The organism is Curtobacterium sp. PvP017 (assembly GCF_054060195.1).
Genome location: NZ_JBSSCY010000013.1, coordinates 43,270 through 59,063, shown reverse-complemented (window position 1 = coordinate 59,063; position 15,794 = coordinate 43,270). Strand labels below are relative to the sequence as shown.

17 protein-coding genes are annotated in these 15,794 nt (G+C 71.2%); 8 read left to right on the top strand and 9 right to left on the bottom strand.

Going from position 1 to position 15,794, the window contains the following annotated elements:
• Positions 1 to 1,716: IPT/TIG domain-containing protein (locus ACVKXF_RS17570; RefSeq protein WP_456796500.1), on the top strand; the 1,716-nt coding region annotated here is incomplete at its 5' end.
• 605 nt (positions 1,717 to 2,321) lie between these two features.
• Here the strand turns inward: ACVKXF_RS17570 and ACVKXF_RS17565 are convergent.
• Together ACVKXF_RS17565 and ACVKXF_RS17560 are read right to left on the bottom strand one after the other, a co-directional pair.
• Positions 2,322 to 4,748, bottom strand: coding sequence for an ABC transporter (locus ACVKXF_RS17565; RefSeq protein WP_456796499.1), 2,427 nt, complete (start codon positions 4,746 to 4,748; stop codon positions 2,322 to 2,324).
• Between the two features lie 103 nt (positions 4,749 to 4,851).
• A complete protein-coding gene (locus tag ACVKXF_RS17560) occupies positions 4,852 to 5,532 on the bottom strand; it encodes a hypothetical protein (protein WP_123310723.1) in 681 nt (226 codons plus the stop codon).
• A 281-nt stretch (positions 5,533 to 5,813) separates the two neighbouring features.
• Between ACVKXF_RS17560 and ACVKXF_RS17555 the strand changes: the two genes are divergently transcribed.
• A complete protein-coding gene (locus ACVKXF_RS17555; protein ID WP_111086898.1) occupies positions 5,814 to 6,209 on the top strand; it encodes a hypothetical protein in 396 nt (131 codons plus the stop codon).
• A gap of 103 nt (positions 6,210 to 6,312) precedes the next feature.
• Here the strand turns inward: ACVKXF_RS17555 and ACVKXF_RS17550 are convergent, their stop codons facing one another.
• On the bottom strand, positions 6,313 to 7,698 hold the full coding sequence (locus ACVKXF_RS17550; RefSeq protein ID WP_456796498.1) for an FAD-binding oxidoreductase: 1,386 nt from the start codon (positions 7,696 to 7,698) through the stop codon (positions 6,313 to 6,315).
• Between the two features lie 140 nt (positions 7,699 to 7,838).
• Between ACVKXF_RS17550 and ACVKXF_RS17545 the strand changes: the two genes are divergently transcribed.
• Entirely contained in the window at positions 7,839 to 8,792 is a 954-nt protein-coding gene (locus ACVKXF_RS17545; protein ID WP_456796497.1) for a manganese catalase family protein, read from the top strand.
• A 22-nt stretch (positions 8,793 to 8,814) separates the two neighbouring features.
• Here ACVKXF_RS17545 and ACVKXF_RS17540 read toward each other — a convergent pair whose 3' ends face one another.
• Entirely contained in the window at positions 8,815 to 9,249 is a 435-nt protein-coding gene (locus ACVKXF_RS17540) for a VOC family protein (protein ID WP_123313166.1), read from the bottom strand.
• Between the two features lie 134 nt (positions 9,250 to 9,383).
• Positions 9,384 to 10,256, bottom strand: coding sequence for a DUF808 domain-containing protein (locus ACVKXF_RS17535; protein WP_456796496.1), 873 nt, complete (start codon positions 10,254 to 10,256; stop codon positions 9,384 to 9,386).
• 98 nt (positions 10,257 to 10,354) lie between these two features.
• On the opposite strand from ACVKXF_RS17535, the gene ACVKXF_RS17530 reads away from it, so the two are divergent.
• The gene (locus ACVKXF_RS17530; RefSeq protein WP_111086890.1) at positions 10,355 to 10,624 is read left to right on the top strand and encodes a hypothetical protein; all 270 of its coding nucleotides are present in this window, start codon (positions 10,355 to 10,357) and stop codon (positions 10,622 to 10,624) included.
• Positions 10,625 to 10,628: 4 nt separating this feature from the next.
• Here ACVKXF_RS17530 and ACVKXF_RS17525 read toward each other — a convergent pair whose 3' ends face one another.
• From ACVKXF_RS17525 to ACVKXF_RS17515, 3 genes are read right to left on the bottom strand one after another with little or no spacing between them, the layout of a single operon-like run.
• On the bottom strand, positions 10,629 to 11,024 hold the full coding sequence (locus ACVKXF_RS17525; protein ID WP_456796495.1) for an arsenate reductase ArsC: 396 nt from the start codon (positions 11,022 to 11,024) through the stop codon (positions 10,629 to 10,631).
• Between the two features lie 49 nt (positions 11,025 to 11,073).
• Positions 11,074 to 11,487, bottom strand: a complete 414-nt coding sequence (locus tag ACVKXF_RS17520; protein WP_456796494.1) for a VOC family protein — start codon at positions 11,485 to 11,487, stop codon at positions 11,074 to 11,076.
• 40 nt (positions 11,488 to 11,527) lie between these two features.
• On the bottom strand, positions 11,528 to 12,118 hold the full coding sequence (locus ACVKXF_RS17515) for a TetR/AcrR family transcriptional regulator (protein ID WP_456796493.1): 591 nt from the start codon (positions 12,116 to 12,118) through the stop codon (positions 11,528 to 11,530).
• Between the two features lie 108 nt (positions 12,119 to 12,226).
• Here ACVKXF_RS17515 and ACVKXF_RS17510 point away from each other — a divergent pair, with 108 nt between their 5' ends.
• Positions 12,227 to 13,168, top strand: coding sequence for an aldo/keto reductase (locus tag ACVKXF_RS17510; RefSeq protein ID WP_456796492.1), 942 nt, complete (start codon positions 12,227 to 12,229; stop codon positions 13,166 to 13,168).
• 84 nt (positions 13,169 to 13,252) lie between these two features.
• On the opposite strand, the gene ACVKXF_RS17505 is transcribed toward ACVKXF_RS17510, so the two are convergent.
• The gene (locus ACVKXF_RS17505; RefSeq protein WP_456796491.1) at positions 13,253 to 13,846 is read right to left on the bottom strand and encodes a TetR family transcriptional regulator; all 594 of its coding nucleotides are present in this window, start codon (positions 13,844 to 13,846) and stop codon (positions 13,253 to 13,255) included.
• A 68-nt stretch (positions 13,847 to 13,914) separates the two neighbouring features.
• Here ACVKXF_RS17505 and ACVKXF_RS17500 point away from each other — a divergent pair, with 68 nt between their 5' ends.
• The 3 genes from ACVKXF_RS17500 to ACVKXF_RS17490 all read left to right on the top strand — a co-directional run bounded on the left by ACVKXF_RS17500 (position 13,915) and on the right by ACVKXF_RS17490 (position 15,771).
• The gene (locus ACVKXF_RS17500) at positions 13,915 to 14,673 is read left to right on the top strand and encodes an SDR family NAD(P)-dependent oxidoreductase (RefSeq protein ID WP_456796490.1); all 759 of its coding nucleotides are present in this window, start codon (positions 13,915 to 13,917) and stop codon (positions 14,671 to 14,673) included.
• Positions 14,674 to 14,746: 73 nt separating this feature from the next.
• Complete coding sequence (locus ACVKXF_RS17495; protein ID WP_456796489.1) at positions 14,747 to 15,352, top strand: nucleotidyltransferase domain-containing protein; 606 nt, start codon at positions 14,747 to 14,749, stop codon at positions 15,350 to 15,352.
• Complete coding sequence (locus tag ACVKXF_RS17490) at positions 15,349 to 15,771, top strand: hypothetical protein (RefSeq protein ID WP_123313176.1); 423 nt, start codon at positions 15,349 to 15,351, stop codon at positions 15,769 to 15,771. Before ACVKXF_RS17495 ends, ACVKXF_RS17490 begins: the two co-directional genes overlap by 4 nt.
• Positions 15,772 to 15,794 lie beyond the last annotated feature (23 nt).

Genomic DNA, 15,794 nt, shown 5'->3' with positions numbered 1-15,794 from the left:
GGTGGCACGGTCGTCACCGTGACGGGTACGGGCTTCACGGATGACGCCACGGTGTCGGTCGACGGTTCCGACCCGATCGAGGCGGACTCCGTCTCCGACGACGGTACCGAGCTGACGTTCACGACGCCCGCGCACGCCGTCGGCACGGTAGACGTCACGGTCACGACGCCTGCTGGGACGTCCGACCCGCTCGACTTCACGTACACCGACGACGCGGCTGCGGTCCCGACGGTCACGGCGCTCGACCCGGACAACGGCCCGGTGGCCGGTGGCACGGTCGTCACCGTGACGGGTACGGGCTTCACGGATGACGCGACGGTGTCGGTCGACGGTTCCGACCCGATCGAGGCGGACTCCGTCTCGGACGACGGCACCGAGCTGACCTTCACGACGCCGGCACACGCCGTCGGCACGGTCGACGTCACGGTCACGACGCCCGCTGGGACGTCCGACCCGCTCGACTTCACGTACACCGCGGCACCCGCAGCCGTGCCGACGCTCACCGCGCTGGACCCCGACAACGGGCCGGTCGGTGGCGGCACGCTCGTCACCGTCACGGGCACCGGGTTCACCGACGACGCGACCGTCTCCGTCGACGGGTCCGACCCGATCGTCCCGGAGTCGATCTCCGACGACGGCACCGAGCTGACGTTCACGACGCCCGCACACGTCGCCGGTCCCGTCGACGTGACGGTCACGACCGACGCGGGGACCTCGGACCCGCTGACGTACACCTACAACCCGGCACCCGCCGGGGCTCCGACGCTGACGGCGCTGGACCCCGACAACGGTCCGGTCACCGGTGGCACGGTCGTCACGGTCTCCGGCACGGGCTTCACCGACGACTCGACGGTCTCGGTCGACGGGTCCGACCCGATCACGCCCGACAGCGTCTCGGACGACGGCACCGAGCTGACCTTCACGACGCCGGCGCACACCGCCGGTACGGTCCCCGTGACCGTCACCAACGGGGCCGGCACCTCGGCGCCGCTGCCGTACACCTACGACCCGGCCCCGGCCGCGGTCCCGACGCTCTCGGCGCTGGACCCGGACAACGGTCCGGCTGCGGGTGGCACGGTCGTGACCGTCACGGGCACCGGCTTCACCGACGACTCGACGGTCTCGGTGGACGGCTCCGACCCGATCACGCCGGACAGCGTGTCGGCGGACGGCACGACGCTCACCTTCACGACGCCGGCGCACGCTGCCGGTGACGTCGAAGTCACGGTGACGACCCCGGGTGGCACGTCCGACCCGCTGGTCTACACCTACAACCCCGCGTCGACCACGACGACCCCGCCGCCCGTGATCACCTCGCCGGAGGACGGTGGCACCGTCACGACGCCCAACCCGCCGATCACCGGCACCGGCCAGCCGGGCGCGACCGTCACGGTCACCGTCGGCACGGTCGTCGTCTGCACCGCGGTCGTGGCGGCCGACGGCACCTGGAAGTGCACCCCGATCGTCGGCTTCGGCCCGGGAACGGTGACCATCACCGCCACCCAGACCGGCGCTGACGGCACCTCGGCGGCGTCCGACCCGGTGACGTTCACCGTCCGCCTGGCGACCGTCGGCAACGGTGGCGCCGGCGGCACCGGCCCGAACGGGACGCTCGCCTACACGGGCAGCGACCCGGCTCCGGTGATCGCCTTCGCGATCCTGCTGATGCTCGCGGGCGCCGGGCTCACCATCGCCCGCCGCTTCCGTCGGGCCTAGTCCGCACCACCAGCAGCGCCCGTCGGGATCCGTCCCGGCGGGCGCTGCCGCGTGCGGGGTCCGCACGGTGCGGGGGCGGCCGGGTGGTGCGGGGTTGGCGGCGTGGTGCGCGTTTGTTGCGCCGCACGGTGCGCGGAACCGGGCACGGGATCGCGGGGCCCGCACGGTGCGGACGGGAGGCGCGGTGCCAGCCCGCCACGGGCCTCCCGTCCGGCGGTCGGCGCCGGGGGCTGAGCACGGTGCGGGGTTCGTCGGGTGGTGCGGGGTTGGTCGCGTGGTGGGTGTCTGCTGTGCTGCACGGTGCGCGGAACCGGGCACGGGATCGCGGGGTCCGCACGGTGCGGACGGGAGGCACGGTGCGAGCAGGGCACGGGGTCGCGTGGTCCGCACGGTGCGGACGGGAGGCACGGTGCGAGCAGGGCACGGGGTCGCGTGGTCCGCACGGTGCGGGGTTTCTCGGGTGGTGCGGGGGTGGCCGCGTGGTGCGTGTCTGCTGCGCTGCACCGGGCGCGGAACCGGGCACGGGGTGGCGTGGTCCGCACAGTGCGGACGGGAGGCCCGGTGCGGGTCCGCCACGGGACGCGCCCGTCCGGCGGTCGGCGCGCTCAGCGCCCGAGCTGCTCCCGCAGGTACGGCGCGGTCCGGCTCGTGGTCGACGCGGCCACCTCGGCGGGCGTTCCGGTGGCGACCACGCGGCCGCCGTCCTCGCCGCCGGACGGCCCCATGTCGATGACGTGGTCAGCACTCGCGACGACGTCCATGGCGTGCTCGACCACGACGACGGTGTTGCCGGCGTCGGTGAGTCGTGCGAGCTGTGCGGTCAGCAGTTCGACGTCGGCGGGGTGCAGGCCCGTCGTCGGTTCGTCGAGCAGGTAGAGCGTGTGCCCGGTGCGGGCGCGCTGCAGTTCGGTCGCGAGCTTGATGCGCTGGGCCTCACCACCGGACAGCTCCGGGGCGGGCTGTCCGAGGCGCAGGTAGCCGAGCCCCACCTGGCGCAGGGCGTCGAGGCCACGGGCTGCTGCGGGCAGCGACGCCAGGAAGGGTGCTGCCTGGTCGACGGTCATGCCGAGGACGTCCGCGATCGTCGCCCCGTCCCACCGCACCTCGAGCGTCTCGTCGTTGTATCGCGCGCCGTGGCACTCCGGGCACGGCGCCCAGCTGCCCGGCAGGAACAGGAGCTCGACGGACACCGAACCCTCGCCCTGGCACACCTCGCACCGACCGCCGGCGACGTTGAACGAGAAGCGGCTGGCGGTCCAGCCTCGGGCCTTCGCGTCGTCGGTCGCGGCGAACGCGGCACGCACGGCGTCGAAGAGCCCGGTGTAGGTGGCGAGGTTCGAGCGCGGTGTGCGGCCGATCGGCTTCTGGTCGACCTGCACGACACGGTCGACGAGCGGGTGCGACGTCGCCACGCCGGGCAGGACGCCGCCGACGAGCGACGACTTGCCGGAGCCGCTGACGCCCGTGACCGCGGTCAGCACCCCGAGCGGCAGGTCGACGTCGAGCCCCTGCAGGTTGTGCAGCGTGAGGTCGCGCAGCTCCAGGGTCCCGATCGGCGTCCGGACGGTGCGGTCCTCGTCGTCACGGTCGCCCGGGTGCAGGAAGCGTCGGGTGACCGACGCCTCGACGTCGGCGAGGCCGTCGACCGGCCCGCTGTACAGGACGCTGCCCCCGCCGGACCCGGCTCCCGGGCCGACGTCGACGATCCAGTCCGCGCGCCGCACGATGCTCATGTCGTGCTCGACGACGAAGACGCTGTTGCCGCCGGCGCGCAGGTCGTCGAGGACCTCGACCAGGGACTCGGCGTCGGCCGGGTGGAGGCCGGCGCTCGGCTCGTCGAGCACGTAGACGACGCCGAAGAGCCCCGACCGCAGCTGCGTCGCGATGCGGAGCCGCTGCGTCTCACCGGGGGAGAGCGTCGGGGTGGCCCGGTCGAGTGCGAGGTAGCCGAGACCGAGACCGACGAGCACCTCGACCCGGTTCAGCAGGTCACGGGAGATCGCGACGGCGACCTCGGTGTGCTCACCCGACGACGCACGCGAGGTCGCGGCACCGGCGTCCGTGAGGGTCGCGATCGGGCGCAGGACGTCGGCCAGCGCGGAGAGGGGCAGACCGTTCAGGTCCGCGATCGAGTGGCCGCCGACCGTGACCGCGAGGGCCGCCCGCGTCAGGCCCGTGCCGCCGCAGAGACCGCACGGACCGGACTCGACGAACTGCAGCACCTTGGTCCGCTGGGTCTCGCTCTGCGAGTCGGCGAGCGTGTGCAGCACGAACTGGCGTGCACTCCAGAACCGCCCCTTGTACGGCTTCGCGACCCGGTCGCGCTTCGGGTGGACCTGGACGACCGGCTGCTCCTCGGTGAACAGCAACCAGTCACGGTCCTGACGGGAGAGCTCCCGCCACGGCACGTCGATGTCGTAGCCGAGCGCCGCGGTGACGTCGCGCAGGTTCTTGCCCTGCCACGCCCCGGGCCACGCGGTGATCGCGCCGTCGCGGATGCTCAGCGACGGGTCGTGCACGGCCGAGGCCTCGGTGACCTCGTGGGCGATGCCGAGTCCGTGACACCGGGGGCAGGCGCCGGCGACGGTGTTCGGCGAGAACGAGTCCGACTCGAGCCGGTCGGCACCGGACGGGTAGGTGCCGGCTCGCGAGAACAGCATGCGCATCGAGTTCGACAGGGTCGTCAGGGTGCCGACGGTGGAACGGCTGCTCGGGGCACCGCGGCGCTGCTGCAGGGCCACGGCTGGCGGCAGCCCGGTGATGGAGTCGACGTGCGGGGTCGCCCCCTGCGCGATGAGCCGCCTGGCGTAGGGGGTGACGGACTCGAGGAACCGGCGCTGCGCCTCGGCGAACACCGTGCCGAACGCGAGTGAGGACTTGCCCGAGCCGGAGACGCCGGTGAAGGCGACGATCCGGTTGCGCGGGATGTCCACGTCGACGTCCTGCAGGTTGTGCTCACGGGCGCCGCGGACACGGATGAAGTCGTCGGGCCCCGGTTGGTCGTCGGTCACGGTCGATCGGGGGGTGGGCATCTGCTCGATGGTAGGCGGGTGCTGCTGGGTGCGACCGCCCGGTGCACGACGGAAGGGCCGTCCCGGTTGTCCGGGGCGGCCCTTCGCGTGGTGGTGCGGGGTGTTACTTGATCTGTGCGGTGATGGTGGCGGTGCCGACGAGGAGGCCGCGCTTGACGGCGTCGGTGCCGAAGGTCTTGTTCAGCAGGCCGGCGGCGTCTTCGGAGACGTGGACGGTGGTGCCGGTCAGGATGGCGTTGTCGCCCTCGAGCTGGAGGGGCTTGAGCGAACCACCCCAGAGCTCGAACAGGTACGCGTTGGACGCGGCGACCTTGCCGTTGACCAGGACGTCACCGTAGAGCTTGGAGGAGCCCGGGTTCACGACGAAGTTCTCGAGCGTGACGGTGGTGTCGCCGGCCTTCAACGTGAGGCCGGAGTCGTCGTGGTTGAGCATGCCCTGCACGTAGGGGCGGTAGTTGCCGTCCGGCGACCAGTACGTGACCGACCCGGCGGTGATCGGGAACGACACCGACCCGTCGGCGAGGGTCGCATCTCCCGAGACGCCGGGGGTGAGCTTCAGGGCGGTGAGGGCGTCGGTGAAGCCGGAGTCGAGCTTCACGGCGGTGGAACCGCCGAGGACCTCGGGGACCGACGCGACCGGTGCGGGGATCTTCGACTCGGACGACGACACGGTGTGGATCGAGGGGGTGGCGGCCTGGGCGGAGGAGATGCCGAACGCGGCACCGCCGAGGACGAGGGCGCCGGTCGTGGCGAGGGTGATGGAGGTCTTCAGGCTCTTGCGCATGGTGATCGTTTCCTTTGCTGAGGTGTCGCGCTCGGCGCGGCTGCTGTGTGCGCGCCGAACACACCCTGGTGCAGGGTGGAGAACCAGCAATGTGCGGCTGGTGAGCGCTCCGGGTGGTTCCCGGTCTGTGCAGGTGATTCGGCGGCCTCGGCGAAACGGTTTGGACCGATCTGTCCTCGTTACCGGTCCGTGACCTTCGCCCGCTTCCGGACAGACCTCCAGTGCTCATGTACGTTCGCTGTGTGGCCGCTGGACGCGGCCGTTCACGAAGGGTTCCTCACATGGCAAACACGAACAGCCGTCCGACCAGCGTCACCGTGTCGTTCATCATCTGGCTGGTGGTGGTCCTGGCGAACATCGTGCAGGGCATCATCAGCCTCACGTCCGGCAGCTCTGCCGACGTCGCCGACAGTGTCGGCACCGCCCCGCTCGTCGGTGGAGCGATCTTCGCCTTCGTCCTCGCCGTGATCGAGCTCATCATCGTCTTCAAGATGCGCGACGGTCGCAACTGGGCCCGCATCGTGCTCACCGTGCTCGCGATCCTGCAGCTCATCGGTGTGGGCGTGGGCGCAGCGTCGGGTGGCAACGCCTTCGGGTGGATCGGGGGCGTCGCCGTGCTCGTCGCGACGATCCTGATGTACGTCGGTGGCGCGAACGGCTACTTCCGCCGTCGCTGACCGCGACTGCGTGACGCACGCCGGGCGCTGAACGCGACCGGCTGACGGACGGGAGGCCCGGTGCCAGCTGGCACCGGGCCTCCCGTCCGTCGTCTCCGTGCGTTCAGAACGCCTTGCCGGGATTCAGGGTGCCCGCCGGGTCCAGGGAGTCCTTCACGGAACGGTGCATCGCCAGGACCCGCTCGCCGAGCTCCTGTCGCAGGCCCGGCAACTTGAGCAGTCCGACGCCGTGCTCGCCCGTGACGGTGCCGCCGAGCGCCAGGCAGTCCGCGACGATCTGGTCGAACGCGTGCTTCGCGCGGGCCTTCGCCGCGTCGTCGCCCACGGGCGCGATGATCAGCGGGTGCAGGTTGCCGTCGCCGGCGTGCGCGATGTTCGCGATCGTGACGTCGTGCGCCGTAGCGGTCGCCTGGATCCGCCGGAGCATCTCGGGCACCGCGCTGCGCGGCACGCAGATGTCCTCGGTCAGCACCGGGCCGAGCCGCTCGAGCGCCGGGTACGCGAGCCGCCGCGCCTGGAACAGCCGGGCGATGTCGTCGGGGTCCGTGGCCCGCTCGACGTCGGTGCCGCCGGCCCGTGCGAAGACCGCGGCGACCTGGTCGGCGAGGTCGTCGCCCGCCGCACCCCGCTCGTCGACCCGTGCCAGCAGCAGGGTGTCGACGTCGGACGGCAGCCCCAGGTGCATCCAGTCGTCGACGGCCCGCAGGCAGGTCCGGTCGACGATCTCGAGCGCTGCGGGGATGATGCCGGCGCGTGAGATCGCCGCGACGGCGTCCCCGGCGGCGCTGAGCGAGGGGAAGTACCCGATCACGGCGCGCTCATCGCGGCCGGCCAGGGGGAGCAGCTTGACGGTCACCGACACGACGATGCCGAGCGTGCCCTCGGAGCCGACCATCAGGCCGGCCAGGTCGTAGCCGGCGACGCCCTTCGCCGTGCGGCGGCCGAGCTCGACCACGGAACCGTCGGCCAGCACGACGGTCATCCCGAGCACGTAGTCGCGGGTGACGCCGTACTTGACGCAGCAGATCCCGCCGGCGTTCGTCGCGACGTTGCCGCCGATCGTCGAGATGGCCGAGCTCGCCGGGTCCGGCGGGTACCAGAGCCCGTGCTCCGCGACCGCTGCACGCAGGGTGTCGTTGATGACACCGGGCTGGGCGACCGCGTACCGCTCGTCGGTGTTGACCTCGAGGACCGCGTCCATCCGCTCGAGCGACAGGACGACCGATCCGGCCATCGCGTTCGCCCCGCCGGACAGACCGGTCCCGGCGCCGCGCGGCACGACCCGGACCCCGGCCGCCGCCGCCCACTTGACGGTGGCGATGACGTCGTCGGTCCTGCGGGCGAGGACGACGGCGAGCGGCGCCGTGGAGTCCGCCCACTCGGCGTCGTCGTGGCGGTACCGCTCGAGCGACGCCGGGTCGCGGAGGACCTGGTCCACCCCCAGCAGGTCGTCGAGGGCGGCGGTGTCGACGTCGTGACTGACGGTCATCGGTTCGGGGGTCCTTCCGGGCGCTGCGGTGCGGCGCCGACGACGATACCGCGCTCAGTGGACGACCCGTGTCGCCTGCCAGGGACGCCGGACGACCGTGAGGCACGCGGCGGATCCGTCGCGACCAGCAAGGAGGCTCCATGTACTTCCACGCACAGACCTGGATCAACGAGATCGCCGACGGCGAGCCCGACCCGGCAGCCGCGAACGCCCTGCAGGAAGGGCTCGGCGGGCAGTTCGGCGAGATGCGCACGATGATGCAGTACCTGTTCCAGGCGATGAACTTCCGCGGTCCGGCGGCGAAGCCGTACCGCGACCTCATCCAGGGGGTCGGCACCGAGGAGATCAGCCACGTCGAGCTCATCGGCACCACGATCTCCCGCCTGCTCGACGGCTCGCCCGAGTACACCGGCAAGCTCACCGACCCGCTCGACAAGCCCGGTGCGAAGGGTTCGACGCCGCTCAACATCGCACTCGACACGAGCAACATCCACCACTACCTGGTCGGTGCCCAGGGCGCCCTGCCGGTCGATGCGGCCGGCAACCCGTGGAGCGGCAGCTACGTCTACAACTCCGGCAACCTGCCGCTCGACCTGCTGTACAACCTGATGCTCGAGTCCACGGGTCGCCTGCAGAAGTGCCGGATCTACGAGATGACGGACAACCCCACCGCGCGCAGCACCATCGCGTACCTGATCGTCCGCGACCAGGCGCACGAGAACGCCTACGCGAAGGCCCTCGAGACCCTCGGCGTCGACTGGAAGACCCTGCTGCCGATCCCGAAGACGAACGCCGAGCGGTTCCCGGAGGTCAAGGAACTCGTCGACCTCGGGCTGCAGAGCAAGCAGTACAGCTTCGACCTCGACGGGGCGTCCGAGGCGGGCAAGATCTTCCGCGGGGCATCGCCGTCGAAGGACGGCACGGAACTGTCCGCGACCGAGCAGGCCCCGGTGGGAGCGCCGTCGTTCATCGCTCCGGAGCGCCTCGAGGAGTTCGCTCCCGGACTCGACGCCGACCTGCTGGCACTCATCCAGCAGACCGCCGAGCTGGAGCTCGACCAGGCGGAGACGCCGCTCTACGGGCCGGTCGCCTGAGCCCGCCGCCGCAGCTCGCGGATCAGTCGAGGCAGAACTCGTTGCCCTCGACGTCCTGCATCACGATGCAGGACTCGTTCACCTGGTCCGCGAGCATGCGGCGGAACTGGGTCGCACCGAGTGCGACGAGGCGTGCGCTCTCGGCGTCGAGCGCGGCGAGGCGCTCCTCGCCGACCAGGCCTGTGCCGACCCGTACGTCCAGGTGCACGCGGTTCTTGACCGTCTTGCCCTCGGGCACCCGCTGGAAGAACAGGCGCGGGCCGGCACCGGTCGGGTCGACGCACGCGAAGGCGGAGTCCTGGTGCGCGGGCGGGAGCGAGGCGTTGAACGCCTGCCAGTCGTCGAACCCGGGCGGGGGAGCAGGGACCTCGTAGCCGAGGACCTCGCACCAGAACCGGGCGACCCGCTCCGGTTCGGCGCAGTCGAACGTCACCTGGACCTGTCGCACCGTTGCCATGCGCGTCAGGATAATCCTGCCGCGCGGCACCGGTTCTGCGACGGACCACGAGTCGGTTCTGCGACGGACCACGAGTCGTTCGACGCGTGGTCCGTCGGGACACTCGTGTTCCGACGCTGGAACAGAAGTGTCAGTCAGTGCTTCCCGCGGAGGCGACCGATGCCGAGGACGATCGCCACGACGACCATGCCGAGGACGACGCCGGCGACCGCCGAGATCGCGGTGTCCACGGTCCACGTCACGACCGGGCCGGCGGCCTCGGTCGCGTGCTCGATCGTGTGCAGCAGGTCGTACGGACCGTGCCAGAACGTCTCGGCGAGGTTCGCGATGACCAGGTGCCCGCCGACCCAGAGCATGGCGACGGTGCCGATCACGCTGATGACCCGGAAGACCGTCGGCATGGCCCGGACGATCCGCGCTCCGGTGCGACGGGTGCGGCGGACCGAGTTCTTCATCATCTGCAGGCCGACGTCGTCGATCTTCACCAGCAGGGCCACGGCGCCGTAGACGACCGCGGTCATGACGAGCCCGATCACGATGAGGGCACCGAGTGTCGGCCAGAGCCCGAGGTCGGGGTCGAGACCGGCCAGGGCGATGAGCATGATCTCGGTGCTCAGGATGAGGTCGGTCCGGATGGCGCCGAACACGAGCTTCGGTTCGGTGACCGAGTCGGTGGAGCCTGCGCCGTGGTGGACACCGAACCACTCGGTGACCTTCTCCGCGCCCTCGAAGCAGAGGTACGTCCCGCCGATGAGCAGGAGGTACGGCAGCACCCAGGGAGCGAACGCGGTGAGCAGCAGCGCCAGCGGGATGATGATGATGAACTTGTTGAACAGGCTGCCGAGCGCGATGCGCCCGACGACCGGGAGCTCCCGGGCCGGCGCGAGCCCCTGCACGTACTGCGGGGTGACCGCGGCGTCGTCGATGACGACACCGGCGGTCTTCGCGCTCGCCTTCAGGGCCGCGGAGAGGATGTCGTCCACCACGGCGAGCAATCCGACTGACATGACTTCGTTCTCCGCTCGTCCGGGCCTGTGACGGTGCTCAGCGTACTGGGCGCGACCGACCCTGAACGCCACCGGGCCACCGTCCGTAGGCTGACGGCATGGCTGACTTCACCGCTGCCCAGGCCGCCGTCGTGCGGATCGAACGCGCCGAGGAAGGGCGTTGGGACCTCACGGTGATCAGCGACTCCGGCGTGAAGATGGGGCACGGGGTGTACCTGTTCGACGCCGCGCACGACGACGCCGAGGACGAGCAGGCCGCCGCACTCGACTTCGTGCGGGAGTACGGCTTCCGCTTCGAGCGCGACGCCGTGCAGGCCGACGGCCCGGACGCCTACTGGGCGCCGCTGCTGCCGTCCGACCAGCAGTAGTCGTCTACAGCGACGCGATCAACTGCTCGACGCGCGACCGGATGTCGTCGCGGATCGGCCGGACCTGCTCGATGGCGAGCCCTGCCGGGTCGTCGAGGTCCCAGTCCTCGTAGCGCTTGCCGGGGAACACCGGGCAGGCGTCACCGCAGCCCATGGTGATGACGACGTCCGACTCACGCACGGTCCCGGTCTCGAGCACCGCCGGTCGGGCGGCGGCGATGTCGATGCCCTGTTCGGCCATGGCCTGCACGGCGACGGCGTTCACCTGATCGGCGGGCTCGCTGCCGGCGGAGAACACCCGGACGCGGTCACCGGCGAGGTGCTGCAGCCACCCCGCGGCCATCTGGGAGCGTCCGGCGTTGTGGACGCACACGAACAGGACGGTGGGGTGCTCGGTCATGCGCCCATCATCCCAGCGAGGGTGCCCGTCATCCCAGCGCGGGCGCCCGTCACGCCAGGGCTGCCGCCTCGAACCCGATGAGCCACGTGACGCCGAACGCGTCCCGCACGGTGCCGTCCCAGTCACCCCACGGTCGCTGCTGCAGCGGGTCGAGGACCGTGCCCCCCTCGGCGAGTGCGTCGAACCAGTGCCGCAGCACGTCGGGTTCTTCGGCGCCGAGCAGCGAGAACAGCAATCCGGTCGCCGCGAACGGCTCGTCGGTCCCGCTCGCGTCCGCGGCGAACAGCTGGAGTCCGCCGACGAGCTGCCCGTGGGCGACCGCGTCGGCGGGGCCGTCGGTCCGTGAGAAGTCGGCGTAGGTCGCGATCCGGACCTCGCCGCCGAAGACCCCTCGCCAGTGCTCGAGGGCCTGCCTGGCGGTGCCGGCGAACTGGAAGTACGGCGACGGTCCGGTGACGTTCATGCCCGGACGATACCGCCGGACGAGGTCGCGCGTCCGCTCGTCAGGCGCTCGGGGCGATGCCGTCGAACGCGCGTCGCAGGATCGCGGCCGAGTCGGGGTCGTCGCCCGTGGCCCAGGTGGTGATCGCCACGTCGAAGCAACCGAGGGCCGCCTGCACGAGGACTCGTGCGTGCAGCTCGGCGTCGGGCCCGTGGAGCTGCTCGACGACGAGGGGCGTCAGGACGTCCGCCCAGGCCTGGTGCTTCTCGAGGTTCCGTGCGCGCAGTGACGCCGTGCTCGTCATCACGCGGACGGATCGTCGTCCGGTCTCGGGGTCGTCGGTGCTGCCGCGCTCGAGCATCTCGGCGAACGCCTCGCGCAGCGCGGGCCACACCGGCTGGGTCGTCGACCGAGACCGGAACGCCTCGGCGAGCGCGTCCCGGTGTCGCGCGGGGTCGCCGATGACGGCGTCCTCCTTCGCGGGGAAGTACCGGTGGAAGCTCCGCGCCGAGATCCCCACCTCGGCGGCGACCTGTTCCACGGTGACGTTCTCGAACCCGTCGGTGTCGAACCGCTCGAGTGCCACGGCGGCGATGCGCGCGCGGACGGCGTCGCGGGTGATGTCCCGCAGGCCGGTTCGCACGTCGCTCACGGGCCGATCGTACCGCGACGTCATCTTCGGTCCAAGTTGTCAGACTCTGACAATCGTGGCGTACAGTGCCACTCGCATGACCACCACACGTCACGAAGGGACGGCACCATGCAGCAACGCACCCTCGGCCGACAGGGCCTCACCGTCAGCGCCATCGGCTACGGCGCCATGGGCACCACGTTCGCCTACGGACCCGGCGACGACACCGAGTCCGTCGCCGCGATCCGGCACGCACACGAACTCGGCGTCACGCACTTCGACACGGCCGAGCTGTACGGCTGGGGGACCGGCGAGCGGCTCCTCGGCGCGGCGCTCGCCCCGATCCGCGACGAGGTGACGATCGCCACGAAGTTCGGGTTCACCCCCGAGGCGTACGCACCGGACTCCCGACCGGAGCACATCCGCCAGGTGGTGGACGCGAGCCTGCAGAACCTCGGCACCGACTCGATCGACCTGCTCTACCAGCACGTCCACGACCCGGCCGTCCCGATCGAGGACGTCGTCGGCGTGATGCAGGAGTTCGTGCAGGCCGGCAAGGTCCGGTACCTCGGCCTGTCGAACACCGATGCCGACCAGATCCGCCGGGCGCATGCGGTCCACCCGATCTCGGCGTTCCAGACCGAGTACTCCGTCTTCTCGCGGGAGTCCGAGGCGCTCTTCCCCCTCGTCGACGAGCTCGGCATCGGCGTCGTCGCCTACTCGCCGCTGGCGCGCGGCTTCCTGAGCGGTGCCGTGCAGCCGGCGAGCGCGTACGCGGCCGACGACATCCGCCAGCAGCTCGAGTGGTGGGCGCCGGAGCACTTCGACGCGAACGTCGCCGTCGTCACCGCACTCACCGAGATCGCCGACGCGAAGGGCATCTCGCTCTCGCAGCTCGCGTTGGCCTGGGTCCTGGCGAAGCGCGCCGACCTGGTCCCGATCCCCGGATCGCGCAACCCCGGACGCGTCGCCGAGAACGTCGCAGCCGCCGAGGTGCGGCTCACTGACGACGAGGTGGCGCGCATCGACGCGCTGTCGCGCGACGTCCGTGGGAAGCGCGCGATGGGCTGAACCCGGCCGGGTGTCGGACGGGAGGCCCGTGGCACGCCCGCCACGGGCCTCCAGTCCGTCCGGTGGTCGCGTCCAGAGCGCGTCTCAGGCGAGCAGGGCGAGCGCGCGGTCCACGACGTCCTCCGGACGGCCGTCGCCGTGCAGCGCCCACCAGGTGAGGGCCGCGCTCGCCGCGGCCGCCAGGGCGTGCGCGCGCACCGACACCGCGAGGTCGTCGGGCGTCGCGCCGTCCCGCTCGGCCACGAACCGGACGATCTCGTCGGTCAGGGTCGTGACCGTGGCTGCACCGACGTGTTCGAGTGAGGGGTTCGCGCGGATGACGCGGAGGCGGTGGCGGGTGACCTCCACGGCGTCGTCGGGGAAGGTCGCGCCGATCCGGTACGCGGCGCGCAGTGCGACGGACGACGACTCCGTGGACGGCCGCTCCCGCAGTGCGTCACCGAACCGCGACGCGAACTCGTCGAGCCCGCCCCAGACGAGTGCCGCCTTGTTCGGGAACAGCCGGAACAACGATCGACGGCTCACCCCGGCGGCCGTGGCGACGTCGTCCATCGACACGGCGTCGAAGCCCTGCTCATCGAACAGGCGCAGCGCCACGAGGGACACCGCGTCGGGGTCGATCGTGCGGGGGCGTCCCGTCGGGCGGTCGCTCGTCGCCTGGTCGCTCGTCGAGCTCATGGAGTCCTTTCGGCACTGAGTGCTATGAACATCGTGGCGCAGCGAGCGCCTCTCAGTGAGGAGACGACATGACCGACACCACCGCCGGACGGTTCACCGGCAGGACCATCATCGTCACCGGGGCGGGTTCCGGCATCGGACGCGCCACGGCGACGCGCATCGCGAACGAGGGCGGGCGCGTGATCGCGACCGACGTCGTCGCCGAGCGGCTCGACGCCCTCCGCTCCGAACTCGACGGTTTCGACGTCGAGACCGTCGTCGGGGACGTCGCCGCGACCGAGACGATCGACGCGCTCATCGCCGCCGCGGGTGAGCGGATCGACGGACTGGCGAACGTCGCCGGCATCATGGACGCTTTCCTGCCGCCGAGCGAGGTCGACGACGCCACTTGGGACCGCGTCTTCAGCGTCAACGTCACCGGGCCGATGCGCCTCACCCGCGCCGTCCTGCCGCACATGATCACCGCCGGTCGCGGCGCCGTCGTGAACGTCGCCTCCGAGGCCGCACTCCGCGCCTCGGCCGCGGGCGCCGCCTACACGGCGTCGAAGCACGCGATCGCCGGGTTCACCAAGAGCGTCGCGTTCTTCCACGGGCCGCAGGGCATCCGTGCCAACGCGGTCGCGCCGGGTGCGGTCGCGACGAACATCGAGGCACCGATGCGCAGCGAGTACGCCGCCAGCCGAGTGGGCCCCATCATGCAGGTCGCGATCCCGCCGGTCGCCCAGCCTGAACAGCTCGCCGCGGCCATCACCTGGCTCCTCAGCGACGACTCCGCCAACGTGAACGGCGCCGTGCTGCCGAGCGACGGTGGGTGGTCGGTCGTTTGAGGAAAATGCTCAGATACGAGTAGAAATCTACTAGAAGTGGTAGATTTCTACTCGTATTCGATCGGAGGTTCCGATGCAGTTGCAAAGCCCCTTCGCGACGGTGACCACCTCCGTGGACGGCGATGTGCTCGCCGTGTTGGCACGAGCGCCAGGACCGATGACGATCTCGGACATCTGCAGCCTGGTGCCGGACCGGTCGTACGCCGGGGTCCGGAACAGTGCGGATCGGCTGGTCGAGCAGGGTGTCGTCGACGGGCACCGGACCGGACGGACGAAGTCGTTCAGCCTGAACCGGGAACACCTCGCCGCCGATGCGATCACCGCTCTGGCCGATCTCCGGCGCGCGCTCCTCGAACGACTCCGATCGGGCTGTCGATCGATCCCCCTCCGATACGCCGCGCTCTTCGGATCCGGCGCCCGTGGTGAGATGCGGCCGGACAGCGACCTCGATGTCTGCTTCATCGTCGAGCACGGCCGACGTGCGGAGGCAGAGGACCAGATCCACGCGTTGTGCCGTGCGGCCGGTCGGTGGACCGGGAACGCCGTGCGGCCGGTCCTCTTCGACGAGGACGAGATCGACGGCACCGACTCGCTCCTCGCATCGGTTGCCCGAGACGGTATTCCCATCGCAGGCGATGGTCGATGGCTGTCCCGGAAGCTCCGTACCCTGACTGGATGACCCCGCGAATCGGCACCACCGCACCGGGCGACGAGTCGTTCCGGAGGGGCCGGCTCGCCAAGGCGACGGAGTTCCTCGAAGCTGCAGAGGCCCTCCGCGCGCTCGGCGGTGACGCAGGGGTCTTCACTGCCGGATCGCAGTTCGCGAACGCCTTCGTCACGCAGTGCGTCCTCAGCGGCATCGCCGCGGCTGACGCGATCTGCGTCGCTCGGACCGGCGAGTACTCGCGATCGGGAGCACACGACGAAGCGGTACCCGTGCTGCGTGCGGCTGCTGGACAGTCGGTCGCGAAGCACCTCGAGGTGCTGTTGGCGGTGAAGACCAAAGCCGAGTACAACGCGCGGTCGGTCAGCGACAGCGACATCGTGCGCGCCGGGGAAGCGGCCGAGGCCCTCGAGGTGGCCGCGCGGTCGGTCTGACGCGCCGGTCGATCCGGAGCGGC